28 protein-coding genes, 1 tRNA gene and 1 pseudogene are annotated in these 23500 nt (G+C 52.2%); 14 read left to right on the top strand and 16 right to left on the bottom strand.

Going from position 1 to position 23500, the window contains the following annotated elements; all coding sequences use genetic code 11:
- The first annotated feature begins 25 nt into the window (after positions 1-25).
- The 4 genes from J4G78_RS04345 (at position 26) to J4G78_RS04330 (ending at position 4422) form a co-directional block, all read left to right on the top strand.
- Positions 26-814 carry a polyphosphate kinase 2 family protein gene (locus J4G78_RS04345; RefSeq protein ID WP_207988803.1) on the top strand — a complete coding sequence of 263 codons (789 nt, stop codon included), beginning with the start codon at positions 26-28 and terminating at the stop codon, positions 812-814.
- Positions 815-927: 113 nt separating this feature from the next.
- Positions 928-2265, top strand: a complete 1338-nt coding sequence (locus tag J4G78_RS04340; RefSeq protein WP_207988801.1) for an alpha/beta hydrolase family protein — start codon at positions 928-930, stop codon at positions 2263-2265.
- Between the two features lie 133 nt (positions 2266-2398).
- Positions 2399-3523, top strand: coding sequence for a hypothetical protein (locus J4G78_RS04335; protein WP_207988799.1), 1125 nt, complete (start codon positions 2399-2401; stop codon positions 3521-3523).
- Between the two features lie 146 nt (positions 3524-3669).
- The gene (locus tag J4G78_RS04330; RefSeq protein WP_207988797.1) at positions 3670-4422 is read left to right on the top strand and encodes a hypothetical protein; all 753 of its coding nucleotides are present in this window, start codon (positions 3670-3672) and stop codon (positions 4420-4422) included.
- 401 nt (positions 4423-4823) lie between these two features.
- On the opposite strand, the pseudogene J4G78_RS04325 reads toward J4G78_RS04330, so the two are convergent.
- The 7 genes and pseudogenes from J4G78_RS04325 to J4G78_RS04295 form a co-directional block, all read right to left on the bottom strand.
- Positions 4824-5489, bottom strand: a pseudogene (locus J4G78_RS04325) (PepSY-associated TM helix domain-containing protein); the annotation flags it as partial.
- Positions 5490-5508: 19 nt separating this feature from the next.
- Positions 5509-6075, bottom strand: coding sequence for a TonB-dependent siderophore receptor (locus J4G78_RS04320; RefSeq protein WP_207988795.1), 567 nt, complete (start codon positions 6073-6075; stop codon positions 5509-5511).
- A gap of 112 nt (positions 6076-6187) precedes the next feature.
- Positions 6188-6868, bottom strand: coding sequence for a protein-S-isoprenylcysteine O-methyltransferase (locus tag J4G78_RS04315; RefSeq protein ID WP_207988792.1), 681 nt, complete (start codon positions 6866-6868; stop codon positions 6188-6190).
- The gene (locus J4G78_RS04310) at positions 6868-7290 is read right to left on the bottom strand and encodes a hypothetical protein (protein WP_207988791.1); all 423 of its coding nucleotides are present in this window, start codon (positions 7288-7290) and stop codon (positions 6868-6870) included. Before J4G78_RS04310 ends, J4G78_RS04315 begins: the two co-directional genes overlap by 1 nt.
- Before the next feature lie 27 nt (positions 7291-7317).
- The gene (locus J4G78_RS04305) at positions 7318-8127 is read right to left on the bottom strand and encodes a ferredoxin--NADP reductase (RefSeq protein WP_243457294.1); all 810 of its coding nucleotides are present in this window, start codon (positions 8125-8127) and stop codon (positions 7318-7320) included.
- A gap of 2 nt (positions 8128-8129) precedes the next feature.
- Positions 8130-8591 (bottom strand): hypothetical protein, encoded by a 462-nt coding sequence (locus tag J4G78_RS04300; RefSeq protein WP_207988787.1) that lies wholly within the window; start codon positions 8589-8591, stop codon positions 8130-8132.
- Positions 8592-8634: 43 nt separating this feature from the next.
- Positions 8635-9060, bottom strand: a complete 426-nt coding sequence (locus tag J4G78_RS04295; protein WP_207988785.1) for a hypothetical protein — start codon at positions 9058-9060, stop codon at positions 8635-8637.
- Positions 9061-9311: 251 nt separating this feature from the next.
- Between J4G78_RS04295 and J4G78_RS04290 the strand changes: the two genes are divergently transcribed.
- From J4G78_RS04290 to J4G78_RS18255, 5 genes are all read left to right on the top strand, one after another.
- Positions 9312-11456, top strand: a complete 2145-nt coding sequence (locus J4G78_RS04290) for a TonB-dependent siderophore receptor (protein WP_207988784.1) — start codon at positions 9312-9314, stop codon at positions 11454-11456.
- A 1-nt stretch (position 11457) separates the two neighbouring features.
- Entirely contained in the window at positions 11458-12042 is a 585-nt protein-coding gene (locus J4G78_RS04285) for a hypothetical protein (protein WP_207988782.1), read from the top strand.
- A gap of 46 nt (positions 12043-12088) precedes the next feature.
- Positions 12089-13567, top strand: coding sequence for a PepSY-associated TM helix domain-containing protein (locus J4G78_RS04280; RefSeq protein WP_243457220.1), 1479 nt, complete (start codon positions 12089-12091; stop codon positions 13565-13567).
- A 122-nt stretch (positions 13568-13689) separates the two neighbouring features.
- The gene (locus J4G78_RS04275; protein WP_207988780.1) at positions 13690-13893 is read left to right on the top strand and encodes a hypothetical protein; all 204 of its coding nucleotides are present in this window, start codon (positions 13690-13692) and stop codon (positions 13891-13893) included.
- Positions 13850-14227 (top strand): tyrosine-type recombinase/integrase, encoded by a 378-nt coding sequence (locus J4G78_RS18255; RefSeq protein WP_259371350.1) that lies wholly within the window; start codon positions 13850-13852, stop codon positions 14225-14227. Before J4G78_RS04275 ends, J4G78_RS18255 begins: the two co-directional genes overlap by 44 nt.
- 246 nt (positions 14228-14473) lie before the next feature.
- On the opposite strand, the gene J4G78_RS04265 is transcribed toward J4G78_RS18255, so the two are convergent.
- Both J4G78_RS04265 and folK read right to left on the bottom strand, forming a co-directional pair.
- A tRNA-Lys gene (locus J4G78_RS04265) sits at positions 14474-14549 on the bottom strand.
- Positions 14550-14635: 86 nt separating this feature from the next.
- Positions 14636-15124, bottom strand: a complete 489-nt coding sequence (gene folK / locus J4G78_RS04260) for a 2-amino-4-hydroxy-6-hydroxymethyldihydropteridine diphosphokinase (protein WP_243457218.1) — start codon at positions 15122-15124, stop codon at positions 14636-14638.
- Positions 15125-15219: 95 nt separating this feature from the next.
- Between folK and J4G78_RS04255 the strand changes: the two genes are divergently transcribed.
- The 4 genes from J4G78_RS04255 (at position 15220) to J4G78_RS04240 (ending at position 18215) form a co-directional block, all read left to right on the top strand.
- A complete protein-coding gene (locus J4G78_RS04255) occupies positions 15220-15801 on the top strand; it encodes a superoxide dismutase family protein (RefSeq protein ID WP_207988776.1) in 582 nt (193 codons plus the stop codon).
- A gap of 52 nt (positions 15802-15853) precedes the next feature.
- Positions 15854-16327, top strand: a complete 474-nt coding sequence (locus tag J4G78_RS04250) for a low molecular weight protein-tyrosine-phosphatase (protein ID WP_243457217.1) — start codon at positions 15854-15856, stop codon at positions 16325-16327.
- 295 nt (positions 16328-16622) lie between these two features.
- On the top strand, positions 16623-17357 hold the full coding sequence (locus J4G78_RS04245; protein ID WP_108812398.1) for a Bax inhibitor-1/YccA family protein: 735 nt from the start codon (positions 16623-16625) through the stop codon (positions 17355-17357).
- Between the two features lie 150 nt (positions 17358-17507).
- The gene (locus J4G78_RS04240) at positions 17508-18215 is read left to right on the top strand and encodes a hypothetical protein (RefSeq protein ID WP_207988774.1); all 708 of its coding nucleotides are present in this window, start codon (positions 17508-17510) and stop codon (positions 18213-18215) included.
- Between the two features lie 122 nt (positions 18216-18337).
- On the opposite strand, the gene J4G78_RS04235 is transcribed toward J4G78_RS04240, so the two are convergent.
- From J4G78_RS04235 to J4G78_RS04220, 4 genes are all read right to left on the bottom strand, one after another.
- A complete protein-coding gene (locus tag J4G78_RS04235) occupies positions 18338-18787 on the bottom strand; it encodes a hypothetical protein (RefSeq protein ID WP_207988772.1) in 450 nt (149 codons plus the stop codon).
- A 110-nt stretch (positions 18788-18897) separates the two neighbouring features.
- Positions 18898-19524 (bottom strand): glutathione S-transferase family protein, encoded by a 627-nt coding sequence (locus J4G78_RS04230; protein ID WP_207988770.1) that lies wholly within the window; start codon positions 19522-19524, stop codon positions 18898-18900.
- 71 nt (positions 19525-19595) lie between these two features.
- On the bottom strand, positions 19596-20336 hold the full coding sequence (locus tag J4G78_RS04225) for a DUF3047 domain-containing protein (RefSeq protein ID WP_207988768.1): 741 nt from the start codon (positions 20334-20336) through the stop codon (positions 19596-19598).
- Positions 20337-20339: 3 nt separating this feature from the next.
- Positions 20340-21134: a DUF547 domain-containing protein gene (locus J4G78_RS04220; RefSeq protein ID WP_207988766.1), complete on the bottom strand. Its 795-nt coding sequence runs from the start codon at positions 21132-21134 to the stop codon at positions 20340-20342.
- Positions 21135-21239: 105 nt separating this feature from the next.
- On the opposite strand from J4G78_RS04220, the gene J4G78_RS04215 reads away from it, so the two are divergent.
- The gene (locus J4G78_RS04215; protein WP_207988764.1) at positions 21240-21584 is read left to right on the top strand and encodes an EthD domain-containing protein; all 345 of its coding nucleotides are present in this window, start codon (positions 21240-21242) and stop codon (positions 21582-21584) included.
- 20 nt (positions 21585-21604) lie between these two features.
- On the opposite strand, the gene J4G78_RS04210 is transcribed toward J4G78_RS04215, so the two are convergent.
- From J4G78_RS04210 to J4G78_RS18365, 3 genes are all read right to left on the bottom strand, one after another.
- Positions 21605-22297, bottom strand: coding sequence for a helix-turn-helix transcriptional regulator (locus J4G78_RS04210; protein ID WP_207988762.1), 693 nt, complete (start codon positions 22295-22297; stop codon positions 21605-21607).
- A gap of 1 nt (position 22298) precedes the next feature.
- Positions 22299-22670: a VOC family protein gene (locus tag J4G78_RS04205; RefSeq protein WP_207988760.1), complete on the bottom strand. Its 372-nt coding sequence runs from the start codon at positions 22668-22670 to the stop codon at positions 22299-22301.
- Positions 22671-22761: 91 nt separating this feature from the next.
- Positions 22762-23487: a DUF1428 family protein gene (locus J4G78_RS18365; protein WP_207988758.1), complete on the bottom strand. Its 726-nt coding sequence runs from the start codon at positions 23485-23487 to the stop codon at positions 22762-22764.
- Positions 23488-23500: the final 13 nt, after the last annotated feature.

Below are 23500 nucleotides of genomic sequence, written 5' to 3'. Positions count from 1 at the left end.
GACGAAGGGCATTTTGAGGCGAACTATGGGCAAGAATGTAAAACTATCAGATTATGAAGGTGGCGAGGAATTTGATGGCGACTATTCCGATGCACTGAAAGAAGTGCAGGAGCGCTTGGCCCGTGTTCATTTCGAACATATCATTCATGGCAAACGGACAATGTTGGTGTTTGAAGGTTGGGACGCGGCTGGTAAGGGTGGTTGTATCCGCCGCATGACTGCCGAATGGGATCCCCGTTACTTTGAGGTTTGCCCAATTAGCGCTCCTACGCAGGTAGAAAAAGATCATCATTTCCTCTGGCGCTTCTGGCTGAAACTACCGGCCAAGCGCAATATCACGGTATTTGATCGCAGCTGGTATGGCCGCGTCCTGGTAGAACGTGTTGAGGGCTTTTGCAGCAAAGCCGAATGGAAACGCGCTTATGACGAGATTAACGAATTTGAAGCGCAACGCATCGATAGCGGGATTAATCTCATCAAGCTTTTCTTCCACGTAACGCAAGACAGGCAAGACGATCGTTTTGCAAGGCGCCTGAATGTTCCGCACAAGCGCTGGAAAATTACTGCAGAAGATTTTCGCAACCGTTCCAAAAGAGCAGACTATCTGGACGCCATCGAGGATATGTTCAAACAGACGGACACACGCTGGGCCCCGTGGAAGGTTATCGACGGTAATGACAAAAAAGCTGCGCGAATTGCCGCACTGACCTATGTGGCCGAGACGTTGGAAGCCGCGTTGCCGGATGACCTGCCGGATGCTGATCCAGAACTCGTTAAACTGGCGAAAGAGGCGTTTGGATATAAGCCGGAGTGACCCGGTATATATAAATTTGATTCTGCCCCCCGTTTGGATCACAACGACCAGCGACACGGACCGCTTGCCTCATTTTTGCTCTGAGGCTCTTCAAAAACTAAAAGGAACGCCGGTTGAGAAAGAGAAAAATTGCAGCGATTGCTTTGGGCATCATTCTGGTCGGCGGCGGTGCTGCCGCTTATGTTGCTTCACCGACTGTCCACGCCGGGCAATCCGGCGAAGCCCCGGAATTTGGGCGACTTGGCGCATATAATATCGGGACAAGCGTCAAAAAATTTGCGCTGGCAGACCGCACGAAAATTACGACTTGGGGCGCAATTTCAGGAAACCTGACCGATGCGGATCGAGAGCTTTCGGTTCGCTTTTGGTATCCGGCCAAAACCAGTGACAGTAAAACCGCAAAATATGCGCATATCATGCGGCCACCAGGGAAGGACCCGGTGACTGTTTCTGCCAACGGCGTGGCGGTGCCGGATGCCACAGCGCTTGTCGATGAGAAATATCCGCTAGTCCTGATGTCTCACGGTTTTGGTGGATGGGATACGCAATTTAGCAATTTGGCCGAACAAATTGCCTCGCACGGTTATATCGTGGCTTCGATCAATCATGCGGATATGCCTATTGATGGCATCAGGTCTTTCCTCCTGTCTTTCGGTAATGTGCTGGTGGACCGATCTTTGGACCAACGCCAGATTCTGATGCAGATATTGGCGGATGCACAATCAGGATCGCAACCATATGCGGCGCAAATTGATACCGACAATGTCGGACTGATCGGCTATTCTATGGGCGGATATGGCGCCATAGCTTCTGCGGGCGCGTTCTATGATTTCGCCAATGATCCGATGGCCAATATCCCGGCAGCAGCCAGAACAGCGATGGAAGAGGCCTCACAAAAACCCCTGCCAGTTAAATCACTGGTGACTTTCGCTCCCTGGGGTGGTCAGCCGGATAGCCGGGCATGGACAGCAGATAGTATCGCGGCGATTGATAAGCCGGTTCTGGTGATTTCTGGAAATCAGGACGATGTGGTGAACTATGAGCAAGGCGTGAAGTGGCTGTTCGAAAATATGACCGGATCAAATCGCTACATGTTGGTCTATCGCGAAGCGCGGCATAATATTGTCGGCAATGAATTTGATCTGGATGCAGACAGCGATTTTACGACAGCAGAGTTTCTGAAAGAGCCAGTATGGCGAAGCGACCGCTTAAACGCGATTAATCAGCATTTTGTAACGGCGTTTCTCGATATGACGCTGAAAGGTGATGCGTCTAAAGCGGATTATTTGAACGTGCCAACTGTGGATTCCAACGACAGCAAATGGCCCATCGGTTTTGGTGAGCAGCTAAATGGGAAAACGGCAGGTGATGAACAGTCTGATCATTGGAAAGGCTTTCAGCGCCGCTGGGCCGTTGGTCTTGAAATGCATCATATGAAGAAGAAACAATAAAGGCGTGTGCCCGTATCGAGGGAATTTGGGAAACTGTTGCTCGGCAACGGAAAAAATCCGTATATGGCAACTTTCTTAAAGCCTTGACCGGCGGACTTCGGTCAACAAGCCTCTATATGCAAGGAGTTTGACTTTGCGGTACCTGCCACTCCAACTCGCGGCCACATTTTGTGCGCTGACCCTAACATCAAACAGCTTTGCCCAGCCTCTTCCTGACAAGGACGGCCAGGCAGAGCCCGCTACCCCTGTGGGTTCCTATCGGCTTACCGGGGTGATGGAGACAGCATCACGCCTTTTGTTGGAAGCCGATGGCAGTTATAAATGGATGATGATTGTTGGTGGGCTCGACTTGTATAGTGAGGGTCAATGGACCCAGACCAATGGACAAGTGATCCTCGGCCCCCATCAATTCAGTGATGAAACGCCTGTATTTGCTCTGGGTGCAAAATATTCTTGGGGAAGCGAAGAAAAAGATGCCGCTTATAAGATGGAAAATATCCGGCTGCGTAATCGGGCAAAGTGGACATGCGCCTTCCTTGAATATGGCGCTCAATATTCTTCGTCAGGTGATTTGGCTTTTCCAAAAGATCTACCGCCCCAGGAGCGGTTCGAGGCCGCTGTTGAAATCGAGCGCGAACGGCATGGCGCTTATAAAAAAGCGATAGCAAATTATTTTAATCGTGACTTGCAAGATGATAGCGACAGCGCGGAAATAGCCGCCCGCACGGCGAGACAACATTGGCGAGAGGCGGTTGCCTTTCTTGCCGACAGCGGGCGGGCCGCTGGCAAGACCGGAGAATATCAGTCGCCCCCACTGCCTGCTGACTGTCTCTTCTTGTCCGATTTTACGCCATTTCATGCGCAAAATGACGATAGACCCAATGTGAATTGGAATGACGGCGTAGGTATCTGGGTTAACCGGCGTGAGCGGCCCAATGCGCGTCTAAAAATCGAGGCGCAATTTTCCTTCGCCGACGGCAGTCAAGTCAGCGCGAATAGCTATGAACTTGGCTTTGCGTTCGCACCCAAAACCAGAAACAACCAGCTTCAGTCCATCACGCTGACATTGCGTCATAATGAAAAGGAATATTCCTCCAGTTTCGATATCGCACCGAATAATAAAGCGGCCGTTTACGAAGTGAAGCTGGACAACCGGCTATTCATCAAGCCGCCTTTTGAGGAGTTTCGACTGAATATTGCGGACGATAGGCTTGTGCCCGTGGATGGCAGCAGGGGATATTATGTTAAGGGCAATTAGGGTATCGGCACCGGCGAAAGGCTGGTTTTCGATATAGGATAATAGCCTTTGTTTTTATCCATGTATCTCGGCAAAAATCCCCCCTTTCCTACAAATAACCAGATAGGTTATCTTCTCTGTTCCCCCCATAGAACAAGGAACAGCAGATGACCGAACTCCCTTCACACGACAGCTTCACCGATATCCCCGCCCCTGATGATCTGGCGCAGCCCAGGGAGCGCCATGATGGCTGGTCGCCGGACCGGCAGGTGGTGTTTCTCGAAGCCCTAGCAAGAACCGGTAATGTCAAAGCAGCCGCCGCCTATACCGGATTGTCGCGGGAGAGCGCGTATAAGCTGCGGCGCAGGCCGGACGCGCGGGCCTTTGCCCGGGCGTGGGATGCGGCGCTTATCCATGCGCGCGATATTTTTCAGGATGCGCTGCTCGACAAGGGCCTCAATGGCTGGAACGAGGCGGTATGGCATCAGGGCGAGGAAGTGGGCATGCGCACCCGCTGGAGCGCGCCCTTGTTTCTGGCCGCCATGGCGCGGCTCGACAAGATGGCGGATGGTATTGATCTGGCGGGCAAGCCTGCGCGGGTGGCAGCGGAGCATTTTGATGATTTGCTCGACGGCATTGGCAAGGGTGAGGATTGTGCAGCACTGGTGGACAAGATAGAGGCGTCTGGCCGGACGGCCTCGGAAGAGGAAAACCAGCGCTCTGATGAGCATATTATCGCGATGTTGGAGCTGCAAGCGGGACGGGAGCAGATCCTGGCCATGGCACCGGAGGATATTGATGTATCGGACCTTGATGTGGCGAGCCGGGAAACCTGGAGCGACCTCGATTGGGACCGCGCCGAGCGCAGCGGCTTGCTGGAACGCAGCGGGATATTCGATGACCTGCCCGAGCCGGTGTGATCTGTGTGAACTTTGAGGGCGCGCCTTTTGCCATCGTCATTCCAGCGCAAGCTGGAATCTCCATGCAGCAGAGCGGCAGGTTTCGAGGAGATCCCAGCTTGCGCTGGGATGACGGGGGGGATGGGGGTGTGAATGGTGTGAACTTTGGAAGGGAGTCTTTATTTATTCCCTCAGGCGTCGGGCGGGCCCATCCGGGCCCTTGGCTATCGCGCCAATAAGGCTCGGCGGCCAGTCGGCCTTGCCTTCGCTGCGCTCGGTTATATGGTCTCAAACGAAGCGTTTAGTGTCGCGCTGAACCGACGCATCGCGTCGGCAAGCGCGCCAAGAATCAGATGGCGCGCGCCCGAGCTTATGCGAGGAAAGCCAAGCGGGCGGATGCCCGCGGTTTGCTTTTGTCTCGGCTACCAGAGAATGAAGAAGTAAAGCGGAACAACTGTCACGACTGCGATGCTGGGCCATTTCCAGGTGCCAAGATAATCGAGCGGTTTGAAAGGTCCATAGGTGGAGAACGCTTCGCGTGTTCGTTTGGCATAGATATAGGCTCCGCTCGCCGCCATGCCGATCAGGAAAAGGCCAAATAGCACCCAGATGAGCTTGATCGTGAGGCCGCCGAATGTTCCGAAATGCAGCGGATCGGCGGTGTGAACAATGCGCTCCCCCACTCCCATCTCATGCGCTGCGCGTATGCGAAGAAGCGCGCCGGTTACCGGATCGAAGAAAGCGGCATTGGCGCGTTCTCGAACCAGGATGGCACGCCACTGGCCTTGCACCACGGTTGGATCGCCTGGCGAGTACGGCAGAAAAACTGCGTTGACCGCAAGGCCAGGCATTTCCGCTTCAGTGCGTTCCACCCAGCCTCTGATTGTTGCGCCGTTGATATCAAGCGGAGCCTCGGTGACTGTTGCTGCGGGAGGCGGGGTTTCAAGCCCGACACCTGCCCGTTCGACGAAATACCAGACGGAGGTCAGTCCGATCGTCACAACGAACCAGAGCGACCAGAGGCCGGCGAGCCGATGAAGATCGCCCATCAAGGTGCGTCCGTCGCGATGCCATCGCGGCCGCCTGAAGAACCCGCGCCAGAATTTCTTATAGCTCGGGCCGTTTCGTCACATAGTTGATGATGCCGCCGGGCTGGCCTTGGCCGTAGAGCAACGCCGATGGGCCTTTCAATATTTCGATCCGCTGGAGATTAGCGGTTTCGGTTGACGGGATGTTGGAAGCGTTAAGCGCATTGTTGATGCGCGCCCCGTCTTTGTAGATCGACTGGGAGGCGTCGAAACCACGGATGGAGAATTTTTCCTCGCCGCCATTGCCTGTCTTGAACTTGGTCACACCGGCCACATTACGCAGTGCATCGTCGACATTGTTCACCTGCTGATCTTTCAGAATATCTTCCGAAATCACGCTGACGGCGGCCGGCGTTTCGAGCTGACTCAAATCGATGCCAAGCGCGATGCTCTGGTCCTCGTTAGCGAGATAGTCGCGCTTAAAAGCGGTCACGACTATGGTGCTGTCTTCGGCAACCGCCGCATCTGAGGATTGTGCGTTTTCTGCAGGTCTATTGGTTTGGGCCATGCTTGGAACAGTCAATGCCGAGCTTGCGCAAGCCGACAGGAGGAATGCGATGCGCATATGATTAAAGCCTGATGTCATTATAATCTCATCGATTTGGGGGTTTGGGAAAGGCCATTGGAAGTTTTGTTATTGCAAATGAATATCAAATATGAGGTACCACAACACTGGTTTGCCAAGTTCTGCATGATTTTCACAATTTCGGGATCAACCTGCCAGTTTGGAGTATGTAATTTTCATATTCCGCACCAAAAATGTCCCGCATCATGGTCTCTTCCCGTGGGATACGCAGAACGCACATGACTGCGAATGCAAGGATGACCAGCGCGCCTGCTATCCAGTTGTGGATTAGCAGCGGCTGTGAAAGGGCGGCCAGCCAGATTGCTGTGTACATGGGATGCCTTATGCGGGCGTACACACCTTCGGTCACAAGGTTATGCTCATCGCGAACCTCCAGGGTCGCGCTCCAGTTTTGTCCGAGATCTGAATGACTACGCCAAAATAGCCAGAGGAAAAGGACCTGCATGACAAAGCCGATAGTGGTTGCCCAAGTCGGCAGGGCATAATCTGCGAATGCAAAGAGACCGGTGGCGATGTGCAAGAGAGGGAACAGAGCCATGGTCAGGAACATGGCGGTAAGCAAAACCTGTTCCTGCACGTCCTTCTTGTCCTGGACGATAGTGTTTTGCGCATTGCGCCGAGCATGCGGAACACGAATGATGGTCTGTCCGATCATTGCTCCAATCCAGACCAATGCGCCCCAGCCATAAGTCTGCCAATTCAATACGGCCATCACGAGCAGTCCCAGTCCCATAATGGTGATTACCAGGCGGATGATCTTGCCGAATATCGGGTCTGGCTCGGGCTTGCTCATCAGTGCATGGTTATCCGCGCAGCCAGATAGGGGCGAATGAATGCCTGAATGGCGTTGTAGACATGATCCCGCACATCTTCGTCCAGCATCTCGCAGAGTATATGATCATAGCCGGGGCGATTGTCATGAACCGCTGCGGTGATCAGGTTCACAATCAGCCGCTCGTCCATGCTGACCATATGGCAGAAAGGTGGTTGGACTGAGAACGGTTCCGGCCAGTTTTCACCAATGACACGAAGCACATGCACAAGCGCGCCAGCTGCCTTATCTGAACCCAGAATACTGGTCATCGATTCCACAGGATCCTGTTTGCAATGTGTCTGGAACACCGCTGTGCGCACGGCCAGTATGATACGCTGGTCGGCTGGATGATAATCTGCCGTGCGTTGATGGTCGGCAAAAAACTTGGTCATGTAGCTCATGCAACTGCTCCGATTTAAGCCCAGATTTCAGCCAACAAAGGCCCGTTCGATGACAAATTGCCCTGGAGCTGCGTTGGACCCTTCCTGAAACTCCAGAGCCTCGAAATATTCGGAAAACTCCTTGATCATCTCCATGCTGCCACACAGCATGATCCGGTCCTGACCGGGGTCGAAGCATTTTGGTCCGATAACCGGGTGGCCGAACAATTCTTCTGTCTGAATGAGCTGCTGGATCCGTCCGGTGGTCCGAAAGCTTTCCCGCGTGACCGTGGGGATATAATGGAACTGTAACAGGGCCTGATCTTGCACCAGCGGATCTCCGGCCAGTTGCGCTTCAAGTTCGTTGCGAAAAGCGAGCTCGCTCACATGGCGCACGCTATGCACCAGAATGACCTGGCTGTAGGCCTCATATATATCCGGATCTCTGGCTATGCTGAGAAACGGAGCAAGACCAGTACCGGTGGCCAGCAAGAACAACCGGCGTCCGGGTAAAAGGGCATCGGCGACCAGTGTACCTGTAGGCTTGCGTCCGAGATACAGTTGGTCGCCGTTCCTTATCCGCTGTAATTGGGAAGTCAGCGGACCATCGGGGACCTTTACCGAGAGGAAGTCGAGCTCGTCGGCATAGGCAGGACTGGCAATGGAATAGGCGCGCATCAACGGCTTATCATCAACCGCCATGCCGAGCATGACAAATTCTCCTGACCGAAAACGGAAACTGTTCGGACGAGTGACACTGAAACTGAACAGATGCTCATGCCAATGCTTGACGCGCACAACTTCGACGGTGCTGAAAGCCTTGGCATCCGGAATTCGCAGCGGGGGACGGACTTCCATGTTCATCGATTTTTGCTCACACGATGAGGTTCCGTCGTTATCGGAAGATGCGCGAGGCTAAGCGGTGAAACTGCTGCGTGATCACAATAGCGCTGCAAGGCGATCATAAAACCCATCACCGCTTCGCTCGCAATAAGCTGCTCCGATATGCCTCTGGCAGCAGTGCCGTTGCCAGAGAGTGTTTCCCGGTGGACCGCCAGCAGGATCGCTTCAATTTCATGCACCACCGCGCAGCACGGCTGTCCGAAAACCAGTTGCTGCTGTGCGGACTCATTCAGATAGGCCATCGCCATTGAAAAGTCGGGGAGTGCCTCAAGCATTTTCCATTTGGTGAAAGCGGGACCGAGAGTGGAGCAGGGGCATCTCTTGTTCATGTTGGCAAACACCCATTGCCGCATGCTCCAGACGAAAAACCGGCTGGGATAATCAAGCTGCTGGATTGGGCGATCAACATATTCATACATAAGTGTTTGTTCCTCTCTAAAAAAGGCCGTTACGGCCTTCATGTCATGTGATCTGTTGACGAAATAATTTGATGAATCGCGAAATGGTGATGTGAAGCCGTTCGCAATCTTCTTCGGCGATCATATCGCAGAGAAGGCCGTTAAAATGGGCGGGGTCATTTCGGATAACGGCTGTTACAAGGTCGAGAAGCAGCATCTCGTCATAGGTCGTTGTGCCGCATTCCGGTGCATGAACCATTATCGGTTCTGGCCAAACGTCACCCATCGCCTCAAGTATCCGGGCAAATCTGTAGGCGGCCTTTCGTGTACCGAAGTGCGCGATCAGGCAACCCTTGACGTCTTTTTGCTGCCGATGGGTCAAAATCGTGTGTCGCATTGCGCTGACAATACGGACTTGCGCTTTCGGAATGTTCGCTAAGGCGGGTGTGCTGCTGAGCAACCTGGCAAACTCCGACGCATCCTGCTTCATGGCACTCCCTCAATAGGTGTTATGTCAATTATTGATAATGAGAACGATTCGCAAATAAGACTATGTCCGTTAGTGTCAAGCTGTCAATTAGATTGTTCGAAATTTTGCTTAATCTCTGAAAATGAGCCTATTTTTGCTGAATTTTTACGGTAGAACCACGTTCAATTTTAAATGATAATGATTCTTATTTACATATATGAGGGGAGCCGTTAGAGCGCTGCGCGAACTTGATCGGATAGAGGGAATCAAAAATGATTAGAAAGTTTCTGTTGGCGGCAACGGCTCTGACATTTTCCAACGCGTTATATGCTCAGGATCAGCAGAAAAGTCAGACGGAAACCGATAATGAAGAGGATGTCATTATCGTAACCGGCCAACTTTCTGATTTTGGTGCGTTAAAGTCGGCAACCCCTATAGTTGAAACGGCGCGATCTGTAACGATTGAGACAGAGGACCATTTTCGTGACAAAGGCGCGCTGACGCTCGATGATGTTCTGAACTATATTCCGGGCGTTGTCGGCGACACATTCGGTTTTGCGACGCGCGGCGACTTCCCTCAAGTTCGCGGCTTTGACGCTGCAGAATATCGTGATGGGCAACAGGTACTTTTTGGCTTTTACAACAATACGCGGTCAGACGTCTATGTGCTGGAGCAAGTCGAAGTTCTAAAAGGCCCCGCATCCGTTTTATATGGAAAGGGCACTCCAGGGGGTATTGTAAATGCCGTCTCGAAACTGGCGGGTCCTGATAAACAGAGTGAACTTGTCGTCGATGTCGGGACATTTGACCGATATCAGGCGGCTGCGGACTTGAATGCAGAAATTTCCGACAGCCTTTTCGTTCGATTTGTCGGCCTGTACCGGGATTCCAATACGCAGATTGGTTTCGTCGATGATGACGCCATCATCGCTATGCCATCGATAACTTATGATGATGGCCGCACCCGCCTGACAGCGATGCTCGAATATGTTGATCGGGACAGTGACACGGCGCAGCAGTTCCTACCATTAACCGGTACCGGATGCGTGAGTGGAGATGTGACGATTACGCCGGCTGCTGTCTGTGTAAACTCGTCGGGCGAGGAGGTTGAACTGGACACATATCTGGGGGATCCGGACTTCAACCGTTACGATACCAACTCCATTTTAGTCAGTCTTCTCGCCAGCCATAACTTCACCGAAAATTTTTCGGTCGACGGCATTTTTCGGTACAAGGACGCAGATGTTGATTACCGGCAATCCTATATCGATTTTCTCGGCCCCATTGGCCCTCCCCGCGTCGATGCCAATGGTGATGGGGGCCGCACTTTCTTTCGCAGCAATGCGTTTTCGAAACAGGCCGCGTTTGATCTGCGAGCGCGTTGGGCGTTCAATACCGGACCAATTGAACATGAATTGTTCGGCGGTTTTGCCTATCAAAATGTCAAAATCGGTAATGAATTCATTTTCTTAAGCGACCCCGCCAATCGCAGGGTCGGTGCGATTAACATCTATAACCCGGTATATGGCAATATACCGCCGGCTCTGTTCGATGACGCTAATTTTTCCGATTTAGGGGACACCGTAACGGATGATTACGGCCTTTATCTCAACAACCAGATGTCGATTGGTGATCTCAAGCTGAACTTTGGTTTTCGCTATGATGACAGCAGGACAGAGAGTGATGGCAATGTCCAAAAGGACGATGCGGTATCATTTAGCGTAGGCGCGCTTTACGCTTTCGACGGTGGAATTTCGCCCTATGTGAGCTTTGCTGAGTCATTTGAACCGGTGATCGGAACCGATGGCCTGACAAATAATCCGCTTAAACCGAGGGAAGGGAAACAATGGGAAGTGGGTATCAAATACCAGCCGCCCGGAACGCGGACTTACATAACTTTTGCCTATTTCGATATTGAGGAATCCAATCTGCCTAACCCGTCCTCTCTAATCAACCAGCCGAACAGTCAGCAGGAAGGCGTTGGAAAGGTGAAAGGTTTTGAACTGCAGGCACAAACGACGCTGGGCGACTGGTATCTGGAATTAAACGGGAGCCTATTGGATACAGAAACGGCAGACGGCGTTCCGTTTGCTTCTATTCCGGAAGAACAGGCATCGGCATGGGTCCAATATCAGCCCAGTTTCGGCTCATGGGACGGTTTTAAGTTGGGTTTCGGTTTGCGCTATGTCGGCGAAAATGAAAGCAACGGTACTGGAGCTGTTGGTCCGATACGCGTTGTGACAGACGGCAATATCCTAGGCGATTTTTTGCTGGGTTACGAAACAGAAAACTGGGATGTCACTTTTAACGTCCGGAATATCACAAACGAGAAATATTTCGCGACCTGCCTGGCACGCGGCGATTGTTTTGTTGGTGAAGAGCGAACCGCTGTGGTCCGCGTAGCATATCGTTTCTGAAATGAATGACACCACTATCTGGCAATTCACGGGACTGGCGGCTGCAACAGCTGGCATATTTCTGCTGCGATCTTCTTGGCAACAAAGGCACAAAACGCCAGCCCGGCTCGTCTTCGGCTGGTTGTGCATATTGGGATCAATCATTGCCTGGTCGCAGACCAGCGGGGCAGATAAGGGCTCTGCGCTGGGAATCATTGTGGTTGTTGTAATCGCGGTCCTCGCTGTCACCGTAACCGCTGTACAAGCCCCGATCCGTGAAAGACGTGCTGCTAGGGTAAGCCAGAATAAACCGGATCAGACGCAAAAGCCGGGCTATGCGAGAGCCGTCAAATGGTGGGATGGTCTATTGGTCGGGCCGATCGCCGGGCTGTCCGCCATGTCTGTTTCGACTCTGCTATTTGTATCCAACCGGTCGATCGGGATGGAACATACTGCCAATCTGACAGTGGCCATGTTTGCCTTCCCGCTGGTCTGGGCCGGACTTGCCGTGTTGTCTGGGGCGGACCAGAATATGAAGCGCAAGTCATTGGTCCTCATGAGTGTGGGTGTCGTGCCATTGATGGGCTTGACGCTGATTGGCCGATAATCTCGCAGACTGAACCCTTTAAAGTGAGCGATGAGGATCGATAAATATGGCATCAGCAAAAAAATCCGCAATTCGCGTAGCGCGCTCTCTTGAAGCGCATAGCTTTTTGGCGGTCATTTTCGGGGGCCTTATCTACATATTGGCCGTCACCGGTACGCTCAGCGTATTCAACCATGAATTGCAGCGCTGGGAGCAGCCAGATGCACCGGAAATGGTGTCTATTTCTCCAAAAGCGGTAGAGCGGGCCGCACTATCCGTATTTAACAGCGAAGAAACCCCGACCACGCATCTTTATGTGAATTTCCCGCAACCCGATTTACCCCGAACGATAGTCACCACAGACACGCAGGCGTTTTTTGCGGATGCGAGGGGCGATATTGTCGGGGAGGAATCTTTTCCATGGACACAGTTTCTCCTCGATCTGCACTATTATCTGCATATGCCGCAAATCCTTGGCCTGACCATCGTCGGTGCGCTGGGTGTTATGCTGATCGGCTTGTCGCTCTCTGGCCTTCTTGCTCATCCCAGAATATTTCGAGACGCCTTCACTTTCCGGAGAAAGGCGGGGCGGCTGAGCACAGTTGACCTCCACAACCGTCTGAGTGTGTGGACAATGCCTTTTCACCTGTCCAACGCGCTGACCGGCGCGATCCTGGGGCTCGCAAGCATATTGGCCTTTGCGATTGCCGCTGCGGGGTTCAACAATGATACAGAAGCGGTTTTCAGCCCGGTCTTCGGCTCTGAACCGGCTGCCAACGCCGCGCCAGCGGCAGTTGCGTCAATCGCCAAGCCGCTAAAGCACATGGCGGCGACTTTCCCGAATCTGGATGTTACCTATTTCATTTTACATGATCCCGGAACCGCGGGCCAGAACAGCCAGATAATAGCGGAGCATCCTGATCGTCTGATTTTTGGCGAATATTATAGCTATACTGCGGACGGCCATTATCTGGGCAATGTTGGCATATCCGACGGTACAATCGGTCAACAGATTACAGGATCGGTGTATAATATTCATTTTGGCAACTGGGGCGGTTTGCCGGTCAAATTTGCTTATCTGCTGTTTGGTCTAGGTCTCTGCGTGATCATCGCTTCTGGGTTGAAAATCTATTTCACCAAAAGGGAAGAAAAAGGTAATCCAGCACCCCGACTTGAAGGGGCATGGACGGCTGTCGTCTGGGGTACCCCGGCTGCGCTAGCGCTTACATTGGTTTTGGCGTTACTGGATATCGTTCCGGCGATGGGGCTGGTGGCAGCATTTTGGTTATCCCTGGCCCTGGCGGTCGTACAGGGCAAGCGTGTCGGGAAGGCCGCCATCACCAAGATGTTGTTCGCCGCAAACGGAGCTTTTTTGTTCTTGGTGGTGGCAGTCTATGCAGCGCGCTATCAGAAAATGGTTTTGACTGCCGCAGGGCTGCCAATCACAGCGAGTTTTTTGGTGCTTGCTGTCGGCGCAATTCTGCTGCGCGTTTCAAGCTTCAAAGATCGAGGCAAAAAAGCCGATATGGTAGTGTCAGCAGAGTAGAAGATATCTTCCAAGTCCGTTCAATTCCGAATGGTGCCTGGCTTTTATCGGTCTTGGCTTATTGGTCCTCGGCCACGGCCTAGACGCAGACAGAATCGGAAGCATCTGGCGGTAAAGCCAATGTGATCGTTGTCACAGGCACGAGGCTGAAAAGCAAAGCCGTGACCAGCGCACAGTTTGCGACGCTGCCTGTGACAGGCCGCGCCATGTCCATTCCTCTGGAACTGTCGGAAAAGGTGTTAACCGTCGGCGACAAGATCATAACGAAATTTCAATTTCACGATGGCCGGGTGGAGCAGGAGGAAGGGAGCCGGCCTGCAAAATGAAACGCTGAAATCGGTTCATGCAATTGCGGTCCCCACTATTACACAAGTCGTCAGTCAAGTTTTCCAATCACGAAACTTATTGTCCGTCATTGATGATATTTCTAGATTTCTAGACTGCGATTTTGTTTTTTCTGTTACGGGCACCACAACCATCAGCGGCATGAACAAAATGCTCAAACGCATTCAGGCGAGATCCGGGACATCCAGCTGGCGCTTGCATGACCTGCGCCGCACGGTTGCCTCAGGCATGGCCAGAGCCTTACTGGCTCCCGATATTGTCGAAAAGGTCCTGAACCATGTCAGCGAAATCATCTCCGGTATAGCCGCTGTCTAAAACCGCTACGGCTATGATCCGGAGAAGCGGGAGGCGCTCGACAAATGGGGAGTGTTTCTTGACAAGCTTAATTGATGATCCGGCGTTTGGCGCCATGCTGACGGTGCGGGAAGCGATGGACCGGATCGACCCCTAAATCTATCCGGAAAGCTGGAATAGAATAGAATATCAGGAACATAATCTAATACCATATGATACCCGCAAGCCTCCTGTAACGTTCCCACCATCCCTAAATCATTGAAATAATGGTGAGCCCTGCTGGGTTCGAACCAGCGACCTACTGATTAAAAGTCAGTTGCTCTACCGACTGAGCTAAGGGCCCACAACTGCGCAATTGCTGCTGCGAAGCGCTTCCCTAGTGGGGCTTGGCTTTCGGGTCAAGCGGCTTTGGGCGGTTTTATGAGGTTTTTAGGTTTGATCAATCCGATAGGCCAATTGCCTAACCGTCAGGCCGGTGACCGGATCGCTCCAGTCGGGCGCAATTTCGGCAGCGGGGCGCAGGACGAACGGCCTCCGCCGCATCTCGATATGAGGGATCACAAGATGCGGGTGGCGGCTGGAAAAGGCACCGTTGGTCCATAAAATAATATCGAGATCAAGCACACGCCGCGACCAGCGCTTCCCGCGCCTTGATCCAAAAGCTGATTCGACCGACTTTAATATTTTTAGCATGTGTATGGGGCCATGCGGGGTTTCGACTATAACAACGGCGTTGGCGTAACAACGCTTTGAAGGCCCTATTGGCAGAGAGCGGACTATAGATGATCGTTTGACGATTATAATCCCGCGCTCACTCAATGCTGCGATCGCTGCGTTAAGGACCAACGGCGGCAGGCCGTGACGGACATGCCTCTGATTGGATCCCAAAGCGATCAGAAAGCGGCTTTTTGGCATCATACTCCGATCGATAAATGCTGCTACTTAAATGGTTTCACGGCCATTGAAGCGCTGCTACCATGGAATGGACTGAAGGCAAACCGAGGAACATCATTATGATTCGTCAACTTGGAAAAACGGGTAGCTTGAGGCTGTTAATAGCAGGACTGAGCATCTCATTAGTCGCTTGCAGCGACGGGAATTCTGATTCTGAAGTTTCGCCAGCCGAGAGTATTGCAAGAGCAACTTTGCTTGGCGCCGATGGAACACAATATGGAGAAGTTATTATCGGCGAAGGTGATGGCGGCTTGATTGTTCGCGTTGATGCCCGGGGTCTTGAGCCAGGACCACGCGGTGTTCATATCCATCAGGTCGGGAAATGCGATGGCCCGGATTTCAAGTCTGCTGGTGGCCACTGGAATCCGACCGAAAAGCAGCATGGATTTGATAATCCGAAAGGCGCACATATGGGTGATTTCGTCAATCTGGAAATTGGAGAAGACGGATCAGGTTCTATCGAGGCCACTATTGAAGGCGGTAACCTGAAAGAGGGCGCGAATGCGCTTATGGATAGCGACGGCGCGGCATTTGTCGTGCACGCGGGTCCCGACGATATGAAGACGGATCCGTCAGGAGAAAGTGGAGGGCGTGTTGCTTGCGGTATTTTTGAGCTTCAGAAATTCGAACCGGTCCGATAATCACATATAGTCGATAAAATCTTACTACTAAATTTAGCTATCGGGGGGTCGCTTGGCTATTTCAGTTCTTTTTGTTTGTATGGGTAATATCTGCCGATCTCCATTGGCGGAAGCAGCGCTGCGTCAGCAATCTGCCCTGTCCGGGCTAAGTTTGATCATTGACTCGGCCGGAACGCATGACTGGCATACCGGCCAGCCGCCCGATGATCGGGCGCAGACGGTGGCGGCGAAAAACGGCGCTCCGATTGATCATCTCAGGGCGCGTCCAGTTCGAACGGCGGACTTTCGGGATTTCGATCACATTATAGCGCTTGATGGCGATAATTTGAGGAATTTGCAAGCCATGGAGCCTGTCGATGGCAGCGCTACCCTGTCGCTGTTGCTTGATCATGTGGAGGGGCGAGCAGGAGAAAATGTTGCTGATCCTTATTATAAAGATGATCAAGCGTTTGATGTGACCTGGGCTGATGCGGTTGCCGGTGCCAAGGCTCTTATTAAAAGCCTGTCCCGATCCCAAGCTGTTTAAAAATGGCTGATGGCATCTGGTGTAGAATGTTCGTAACGGGACAACCGATCCAAACAAGCCTGCAGATTTTCGAAATCATCGATTAAGTCTTGATTCGTGGCATATTTCACCCTCAACCACGGCTTTCCTGCGTGAATTTCTAATATCGATTGATGTTATCTATGAGTTTGTTTGTTGATTTTATGCGCTACACATCCGGTTTTTCTTGAAAAATTCACATAATCAACCGATATTGACTAGGATAGCGCCGCAGTCATGTATTTTTGCGGCTGAATAACCGAGGAGTTTGAATATCATGGCTTGGCCTGACCCTAGAGCGACAATGTCGCGTACACCTGTTGGCACGACGCCACAATCCGATGTCGCTTATGACGCCGGATTGCGGTCTTACATGCTCAAAGTCTATAATTACATGGCAAGCGGTGTGCTGCTTACCGGTATTGTGGCGATGCTGTTTGCCAGTTCTGGCATGGCAGCGGAAATCATGTTTGGTGGCGGACCGCTGAAATGGCTGATTATCCTTTCTCCATTGGCAATCGTATTCGCGATGAGCTTTGGACAGAATAAATTTTCGACATTTACCCTTCAGGCGATGTTCTGGGGCTTCGCGACCTTGATGGGTCTTTCCATGTCGACTATTTTCCTGGTCTACACCGGCGCTTCAATTGCCCAGACATTTTTTGCCACATCGGCGGCTTTCCTGGGGCTTAGCCTGTTCGGTTATACTACTAAGAAAGATTTGTCCGGTTGGGGCAGTTTCCTGATCATGGGTGTTATCGGCTTGTTGGTGGCGATGGTGATCAACATCTTCCTGCAGTCCACGATGATGCATTTTGTTATCAGTGCGATCGGTGTTCTGGTCTTTGCTGGTCTGACCGCTTACGACACGCAACGGATCAAAAGCATGTATGCTTATGTCGCCGGCACCGACATGGTCGGAAAGGTCATCATCATGAGCGCTCTGAACCTGTATCTGGACTTTATCAATATGTTCCAGTTCCTGCTCAGCTTCATGGGCAGCCAGGACTAAGCCTCTATTCATATGCTTTGAACTAGAACAAAGCCCGGTAGGAAACTGCTGGGCTTTTTCTTTTGCCTTTTGACCGCTTTTCGATTGCTATAACTGGACAATGACAAAGCCGCGTCATAAGGATTTTGGATTGTTATAGGGGAGAGTGAAGTGTTCCAGGGTATAAACAAAGTCCGTCTGTTGATGGCGACGGCAGCTGTATCTGTTTTGGCGGCTTGTCAGACACCCCCGCCGCCACCGGTCGCGCCTGTCGTGGTGCCACAATATACGCCGCGTGCACCAACAACGCCATTTGGAGCGAGTATCAATACGATTGTACCGCAACTGCGCCCAGATGGCTTACGGCAAACGATTAACCGCGACATAGGGCCACTACAAACCGTGTGGCACGTTCGTGCCGCTTTAAATGTCGCAGCGCTTAGTTGCACCGGTCCACAATATGAGCGGATCGTTAGTGACTATAATGCGTTTATTGGCAATAATAAGCGGTTTCTGCGCAACGCCAATAGCGCGATCCTGCGTAAATTCCGCCGCGATATAGGAAATGGCTATCAGCAGGCCCATGACCGCCACCAGACGCGCCTGTATAATTACTGGTCCTTTTCGCCTCTCCGTCGCCCGTTTTGCGATCAGGCTGTACAAGTGAGTCAGCGCGCAATTGTAACGAAACCAGAAGATATGGAAGCTTTCGGCGCACAGGCGCTGATGGAACTCGAAAAACCGTTTACTGACTTTTATCTCGCTTACGAAGAATATGAGCGTGATCTTGATGCTTGGCGCCGGCAATATGCACCGGAGCAGGCCCAGGACGCAGCTGATGAGACAATCAATACAACAGGCCTGACCGAGGGCGGTTGACTATTCCCGAGCCGTTATTTGGGTTTGGACAAAAAAGAAGGCCAGATGGAGTGAACCATCTGGCCTTTGTCTTTCAGCTTTCCAGAAATGAGGAGAGAGCGCTGAAAGAAGGAGGGATGAGGTTAAAAGCCGAAGCGTATTCCGATAGAGCTTTTGTCGGCTGCAGCTGGTCCGGCATCGGATAGATAGTCTGAGCGGACAGAGCTTGATATGAAGCGGCCCGGATTGACTGCATCCACACCGCTGTCCTGAGCAGTGGACCGGTAAGAAAATTCTTCTGACACCAGCAGGCTAGCAAGACTCTCATTCGGTTTAGAAGCGGGGCGAGCGCCGTTGTCTTGTACTCTGTAACCTGGCTCAAATATATCCACCATCGTAGCCATGAAGCTATAGCCTTGGTCTGTTGTTACGCCTGCCAGATTGAAATGGCCGATAGGAAGGTCGATCGCTTGATGCTGTTGAGGGGCAGCAGTCTCGACCATGGTTTCGGTGTCGATGGCGGAGTCAGCAAATGCGGGTGTTGCGGTGGTGCTGATAAGGGCAGCTGCAGCAGCGAGGGTAACATTTTTCATGACTTCGTCCTTCCTATCGTTAGCAGCCAGCACTTGCTTGCTGCTCTCATAGAAGGTTTCGGGCCAGCACCGAATAAGGTTACAGCGCCCGTGTTTTTTATTGGTTTGTTTTAGGATTCCGGCATTAATGCTGCGTCAATCGCTTTGGATTCCTTGTATTTCTCGCGTTCCCGCAGACGCTCTGCATAGGCAGTAAAACTGTCGCGCTCTGGAAAAGTTTGAAATTGCAAGCCCCAATCCACCTGTGATCCGACATAAACGTCTGCCATCGTAAAACGGTCTCCACAGACATATTGATTGGACTGCAGCATTTGGTCCAGCACATCCATCGCGCGGTCATAACTGCCATAACCAGCCGAGCGTTCTTGTTCGGTGGTGGGTGACAATCCCAAATTGCGATCCATGACAGCTTGTTCAACTGGCCCTGCCGCGAAAAACAGCCAGCGATAATAGTCGGCCTGTTCGTCCGGCGTCGGCGCAAGCCCGGCACCGAGAAAAGCATCCGCCAGATAGGCGCAGATTGCAGCACATTCTGTAACGGTTTTGCCATTGTGAACAATCGCTGGCACCTTACCCATAGGGTTGATCGCAAGATAGTCCGCAGACTTTATCTCCTCGCCATATTGGACAATTTTCTGATCATAGTCCGCCCCGGCTTCATGAAGCGCCCAGCGGGCGATCTGACCACGGGACATCGGGTTGGTGTAGAAGGTGAGGGTGGATGAAGATAAAGCCATGATCGTCTCCTATGGCGGCGAAATTTGAGGATGAAAGCTATAACAGGCCGTCGCCAGCTTGTAGTCAGTCTTTATCTATACTGACATTTAGCGTTTGCAGAAACCAGATGGATATCGGCAAACGCAGCTGTCACGGTCTCTCCACTATTATCCGTATCACTGGATATGGCGATAGAGGTAACTTTGGCTCTGCCGGTTTTAAATTGTTTTTGGATATCGGCAGCAAGGTCGCGGCGTTCATTCACCCATGTTCCGGCTTGTGCAGCTCCGCTCTGCGCGACGATGATCTTTGCTTGTTTGGTATAGACATTGTTGCGAGCAGTCCCAACTGGAAAGCGGTTATCCCAGACATAGTTTATCGCTCCGTCAGGTATCGCTTCGCTGCCGCGTGTCCTGGCCAGCGCCAGTTGGGCGCGAGTGCCTAGCGGGATTTTGCTGTTCGGCAGGTCAAGCCCGATATACACACGCGCTGCCTGATCATCGCCTGACTTTTTGGCGATGTTCGCTGTTCTCACAACATCGTTAACCCGCCAGCGCCAGCAGAGCACTGGAGTTTTCGCAAGGTTGACAGTCACTGGCCGCGTGAACAGGGCCATGCTTTTGCGCGCATAGGCCTGAATGGCTGGGACGCCCTGAATGCGTTTGGCCGTGAACTTTGTCGCCGGGACTTTCTTGTCGATTTGTACGCTGCGCCATCCGGCCGTACCGCTGGCGAAGTTACTGATCCTTTGGAGGCCGCCCGATTGCGCCGAAACGGGAGCTGATGAAGCGGTGAGAATGAAGGCGATGGCGGAAAGAGCGATTTTGTGCATGGTCTATCGGATCCGGTTCAAGCGCCAATCATAACTTAGAAAGCTGACCTTTATCTTGCCAGATTTCAATGCCGCTTGCTGACCCTTGGTCAAGTCGAGCGACCCAGCATAGATGGCGAGAAACTGATTGAGGTTTTGCGCGCCGCGCCACCCCTTTTCAAAATCGCCACGATACCATTTGAAGATATTGGAGACCTGAAGCTTGCCGTCTTTCAAGCGATTGCGGCTGCGGTCGCGCAGGAAATCTTTTGTCGCCGTTTGAAGTTGAGCGGACAGAGTGTTACCGCGATAGGCGGAGTTGCGAAGCGCCGGGCATCCGATGCTGGCACAGTTCACTGCAAAATGGATGCGCGGCTCGTTGTAACGTCCGCTGCCGCGGATCAACGTGTGCTCGATATGATCGAGTGATACGGTCTTGCCGAATAGCGGGATGAATTTCTGTTTCCAGGGAGACCGGATGATCGAGCCGAGATCCTTGATCGATTTCAAATTGGGATATTCGGTTAGAATTAGTTCAACCGTCCAAGCATTATAAGCGTTGATCAGAAAAGCGAGCTGATCGTTTTTGGACCATTTATTGAAGGTTGCTTGGCTGACAGACGATGTGGAATCGAGATAGGTTTTTAGCTTCGCCCGATCTGTTTTGAAGCGCGCATAGTTGACCTTTGACGAAGTGCCTCCGCCGGTAACGACAACATTGCGTTTCAGCAGAGAGTTCCAGTCGGAATGATCATGCGCCGCCCATGCACTGGTTGAGAGCGAGAGAGCCACGAAGGATAACAAGAACCGCGATAGCATGTCTAAAGCCTTTTTTCGGTATAGATATTTGTTAGTTCGCAGCCGATAGCTCACAGGTTACACCATGCCCTATAATGTCGCAGATTAAATCATGGGGTGGGACTAATGATCAAACAGTTTTTCCTGATTTCGAAAAAGTCTGAACTGACATCTGCCGAGTTTCGCGCCTATTATGAGGCCAGGCATGTGCCATTAATCCGGCGCTTGCTGCCCATGTTTGCGCGCTATCGGCGACATTATCTCGATCACGAAAATGCTGGTATCCGCGAAGACCAAGCCGATCCTGACTTTGATGTTGTCACCGAAATCTGGTTTGCTCATCCGGCAGACTATGACGCCTTTATGGAGCGTGTTTCGGATCCCGACGTGATCGCGGAGATACGGGCGGATGAAGCTAATTTTCTGATCAGCGACGCTACACGGTCCTTACGGATAGAGACTTTTGAATGACGGTGATATCCAGCAACAAGTTACTGTTTGCCATATTTGTCTTCGATCTGCCTCAGGATTTCGGCCAGTGACCGTTCCGGCACCTGAGCGTAAGTGCGGCCTGTTTTAGCAAGCTTTTCCATACGATCTAGGCGAAACATCCGGAAATTATCACGCAATTCGCACCATGCGACCAATGTCCATTTTTTGCCCCAGAACCACAGTCCCAATGGCTGAACATTGCGGGTTGTAGCTAAGCCTGCCTGATCATGATAGTCGAAAGACAATATACTGCGCGCTTCGATAGCGGCCTCACAAAGGTCGATTATGGCTCTTGTCTGATCGCCGAGCCCCATTTCGGGTGCGAATATCTTGGTGCCGCCGACTCGGCCGCGTTCTTTTTCGGGCAATACGGTTTCAATTTTGACTAACGCTTCTTCCGCCGCGCCCACCATGGCGGTGCCACCCCAAGCGCGCACCATGCGGGCACCGGTGACAAGCGCGACAATCTCCTCGCGCGTGAACATCAGCGGCGGCAGATCAAATCCACTGCGCATGATATAGCCGATACCCGCCTCGCCATCGATCGGGACGCCGGTCGACTGAAGGTCCGCAATGTCGCGATAGATGGTACGTTCAGAAACTTCCAAACGCTCAGCGAGCCTAGCCGCTGTAATGAGCCGACCACCGCGCAGATATTGCACAATCTGAAACAGGCGGTCGGCTCTACGCATATTAGTATTTGAAGATTCCGAGCGAGTTACCGTCGGTATCTTTCGCGTAGAAAAAAGAGCCAGCAGGAATAGTGATCTCTTCGGACACGATTTCGCCGCCGCCTCTTGCGACCCTTGCCATCGCGTCATCCAGGCTTCCTTTCACCGCCAGATGCGCGGTTATGCCATCTCCCTGAGTAACGGGTTTTCCTTCATAGAGGTGCCCGACCGCACCGTTGCCTTGGAGATCAGGCAGCATGAGCATTGGCTGCGGTCCGTTATTGTCCTCCGTTAAGGGCACTTCGAGCAGTGTTTCATAGAAAGTGCCCGCCCGTTTTAAGTTGGTAACAGGTATCTCCGTCCAGACGAGACGATTTTGGTTGGCTTCGGTCATATGCTTGTTCCTTTCATTTTTGCGGACAAGCAGGTAATGACATAGGCCTACTGACAGCATATTGTCAGGAGTGTTTCCATAATATTCAAAGCTAGCGACTGTCAGCGACAAGAAGAACATCAAAACCACCGAGAATCATCCGTTCGCCATCAACCGGCATGTCGGCATCGGATGGTGGCATGCGCGTGTCTTCGCGCATTTTCGCCGAGCCACGCTCATAGGCCTCTTTGGTGGGCCATTCGACAAAACCGAAAGCAATCGCTTCTCCGGTTTCGGCTTTTACTGCGCGCTTGCAATCGGTCAGCTTGCCATGTTCAATTTCTTCGGCCCAACCATCGACGGCATGCAGCGCTCCGCTATCCACAGCGATTTCGCGCATGGTCGCGCACATATCGGCAAATGGTTTGCGTTTTACTTTCGCGACCGGGGCAACATATCCCTGGACATAGCCCGTCGGCCCGCCTTGGCCATGTTTCCCTAGCAATTCGAAGCCTGAATAGATCATGCGCATGCCATCGAATGGCATCTCACCCGGTGCCTCCATGCGTTCATCTTTGGTCATGCTGTCCGCTGCTTTGTCGCATGCTTGCTTGGATTCCCAATCAATCCACGAGAAGACGATATCTTCGTTTTCTTCAGCGTTGACTGCGCCATACATATCCGTGGTTTTTCCATGTGGGACATTGTCGCCCCAGCATTCAACCGTACGCAGAGCGCCATATTCGGCAAAAAACGGGGCGACTTCTTGAGCCATCTTGCGATAGGCTTCTTTATTCTTTTTTGGAACGGGTATAATAAACCCTTGAAAATAGGCCATATTCAATCTCCCG

The organism is Parasphingorhabdus cellanae, assembly GCF_017498565.1.
Taxonomy (GTDB): Bacteria; Pseudomonadota; Alphaproteobacteria; order Sphingomonadales; family Sphingomonadaceae; genus Parasphingorhabdus; species Parasphingorhabdus cellanae.
Note: the sequence above shows the minus strand (reverse complement) of the source record. Positions and strands in the feature narration are given on the sequence as shown.

What these genes read in the sequence shown, in the direction of transcription:
- J4G78_RS04290 (WP_207988784.1), top strand. Translation starts at nt 9,312, where the DNA reads ATGATTAGAAAGTTTCTGTTGGCGGCAACGGCTCTGACATTTTCCAAC.
- J4G78_RS04205 (WP_207988760.1), bottom strand. Translation starts at nt 22,670, where the DNA reads ATGACCGAAGCCAACCAAAATCGTCTCGTCTGGACGGAGATACCTGTT.
- J4G78_RS04220 (WP_207988766.1), bottom strand. Translation starts at nt 21,134, where the DNA reads ATGCTATCGCGGTTCTTGTTATCCTTCGTGGCTCTCTCGCTCTCAACC.
- J4G78_RS04345 (WP_207988803.1), top strand. Translation starts at nt 26, where the DNA reads ATGGGCAAGAATGTAAAACTATCAGATTATGAAGGTGGCGAGGAATTT.
- J4G78_RS04280 (WP_243457220.1), top strand. Translation starts at nt 12,089, where the DNA reads ATGGCATCAGCAAAAAAATCCGCAATTCGCGTAGCGCGCTCTCTTGAA.
- J4G78_RS04305 (WP_243457294.1), bottom strand. Translation starts at nt 8,127, where the DNA reads ATGGAAGTCCGTCCCCCGCTGCGAATTCCGGATGCCAAGGCTTTCAGC.
- J4G78_RS04295 (WP_207988785.1), bottom strand. Translation starts at nt 9,060, where the DNA reads ATGAAGCAGGATGCGTCGGAGTTTGCCAGGTTGCTCAGCAGCACACCC.
- J4G78_RS04315 (WP_207988792.1), bottom strand. Translation starts at nt 6,868, where the DNA reads ATGAGCAAGCCCGAGCCAGACCCGATATTCGGCAAGATCATCCGCCTG.
- J4G78_RS04225 (WP_207988768.1), bottom strand. Translation starts at nt 20,336, where the DNA reads ATGCACAAAATCGCTCTTTCCGCCATCGCCTTCATTCTCACCGCTTCA.
- folK (WP_243457218.1), bottom strand. Translation starts at nt 15,124, where the DNA reads ATGATGCCAAAAAGCCGCTTTCTGATCGCTTTGGGATCCAATCAGAGG.
- J4G78_RS04215 (WP_207988764.1), top strand. Translation starts at nt 21,240, where the DNA reads ATGATCAAACAGTTTTTCCTGATTTCGAAAAAGTCTGAACTGACATCT.
- J4G78_RS04255 (WP_207988776.1), top strand. Translation starts at nt 15,220, where the DNA reads ATGATTCGTCAACTTGGAAAAACGGGTAGCTTGAGGCTGTTAATAGCA.
- J4G78_RS04245 (WP_108812398.1), top strand. Translation starts at nt 16,623, where the DNA reads ATGGCTTGGCCTGACCCTAGAGCGACAATGTCGCGTACACCTGTTGGC.
- J4G78_RS18255 (WP_259371350.1), top strand. Translation starts at nt 13,850, where the DNA reads ATGGCCGGGTGGAGCAGGAGGAAGGGAGCCGGCCTGCAAAATGAAACG.
- J4G78_RS04300 (WP_207988787.1), bottom strand. Translation starts at nt 8,591, where the DNA reads ATGTATGAATATGTTGATCGCCCAATCCAGCAGCTTGATTATCCCAGC.
- J4G78_RS04235 (WP_207988772.1), bottom strand. Translation starts at nt 18,787, where the DNA reads ATGAAAAATGTTACCCTCGCTGCTGCAGCTGCCCTTATCAGCACCACC.
- J4G78_RS04320 (WP_207988795.1), bottom strand. Translation starts at nt 6,075, where the DNA reads ATGACATCAGGCTTTAATCATATGCGCATCGCATTCCTCCTGTCGGCT.
- J4G78_RS04285 (WP_207988782.1), top strand. Translation starts at nt 11,458, where the DNA reads ATGAATGACACCACTATCTGGCAATTCACGGGACTGGCGGCTGCAACA.
- J4G78_RS04330 (WP_207988797.1), top strand. Translation starts at nt 3,670, where the DNA reads ATGACCGAACTCCCTTCACACGACAGCTTCACCGATATCCCCGCCCCT.
- J4G78_RS04310 (WP_207988791.1), bottom strand. Translation starts at nt 7,290, where the DNA reads ATGAGCTACATGACCAAGTTTTTTGCCGACCATCAACGCACGGCAGAT.
- J4G78_RS04210 (WP_207988762.1), bottom strand. Translation starts at nt 22,297, where the DNA reads ATGCGTAGAGCCGACCGCCTGTTTCAGATTGTGCAATATCTGCGCGGT.
- J4G78_RS04230 (WP_207988770.1), bottom strand. Translation starts at nt 19,524, where the DNA reads ATGGCTTTATCTTCATCCACCCTCACCTTCTACACCAACCCGATGTCC.
- J4G78_RS18365 (WP_207988758.1), bottom strand. Translation starts at nt 23,487, where the DNA reads ATGGCCTATTTTCAAGGGTTTATTATACCCGTTCCAAAAAAGAATAAA.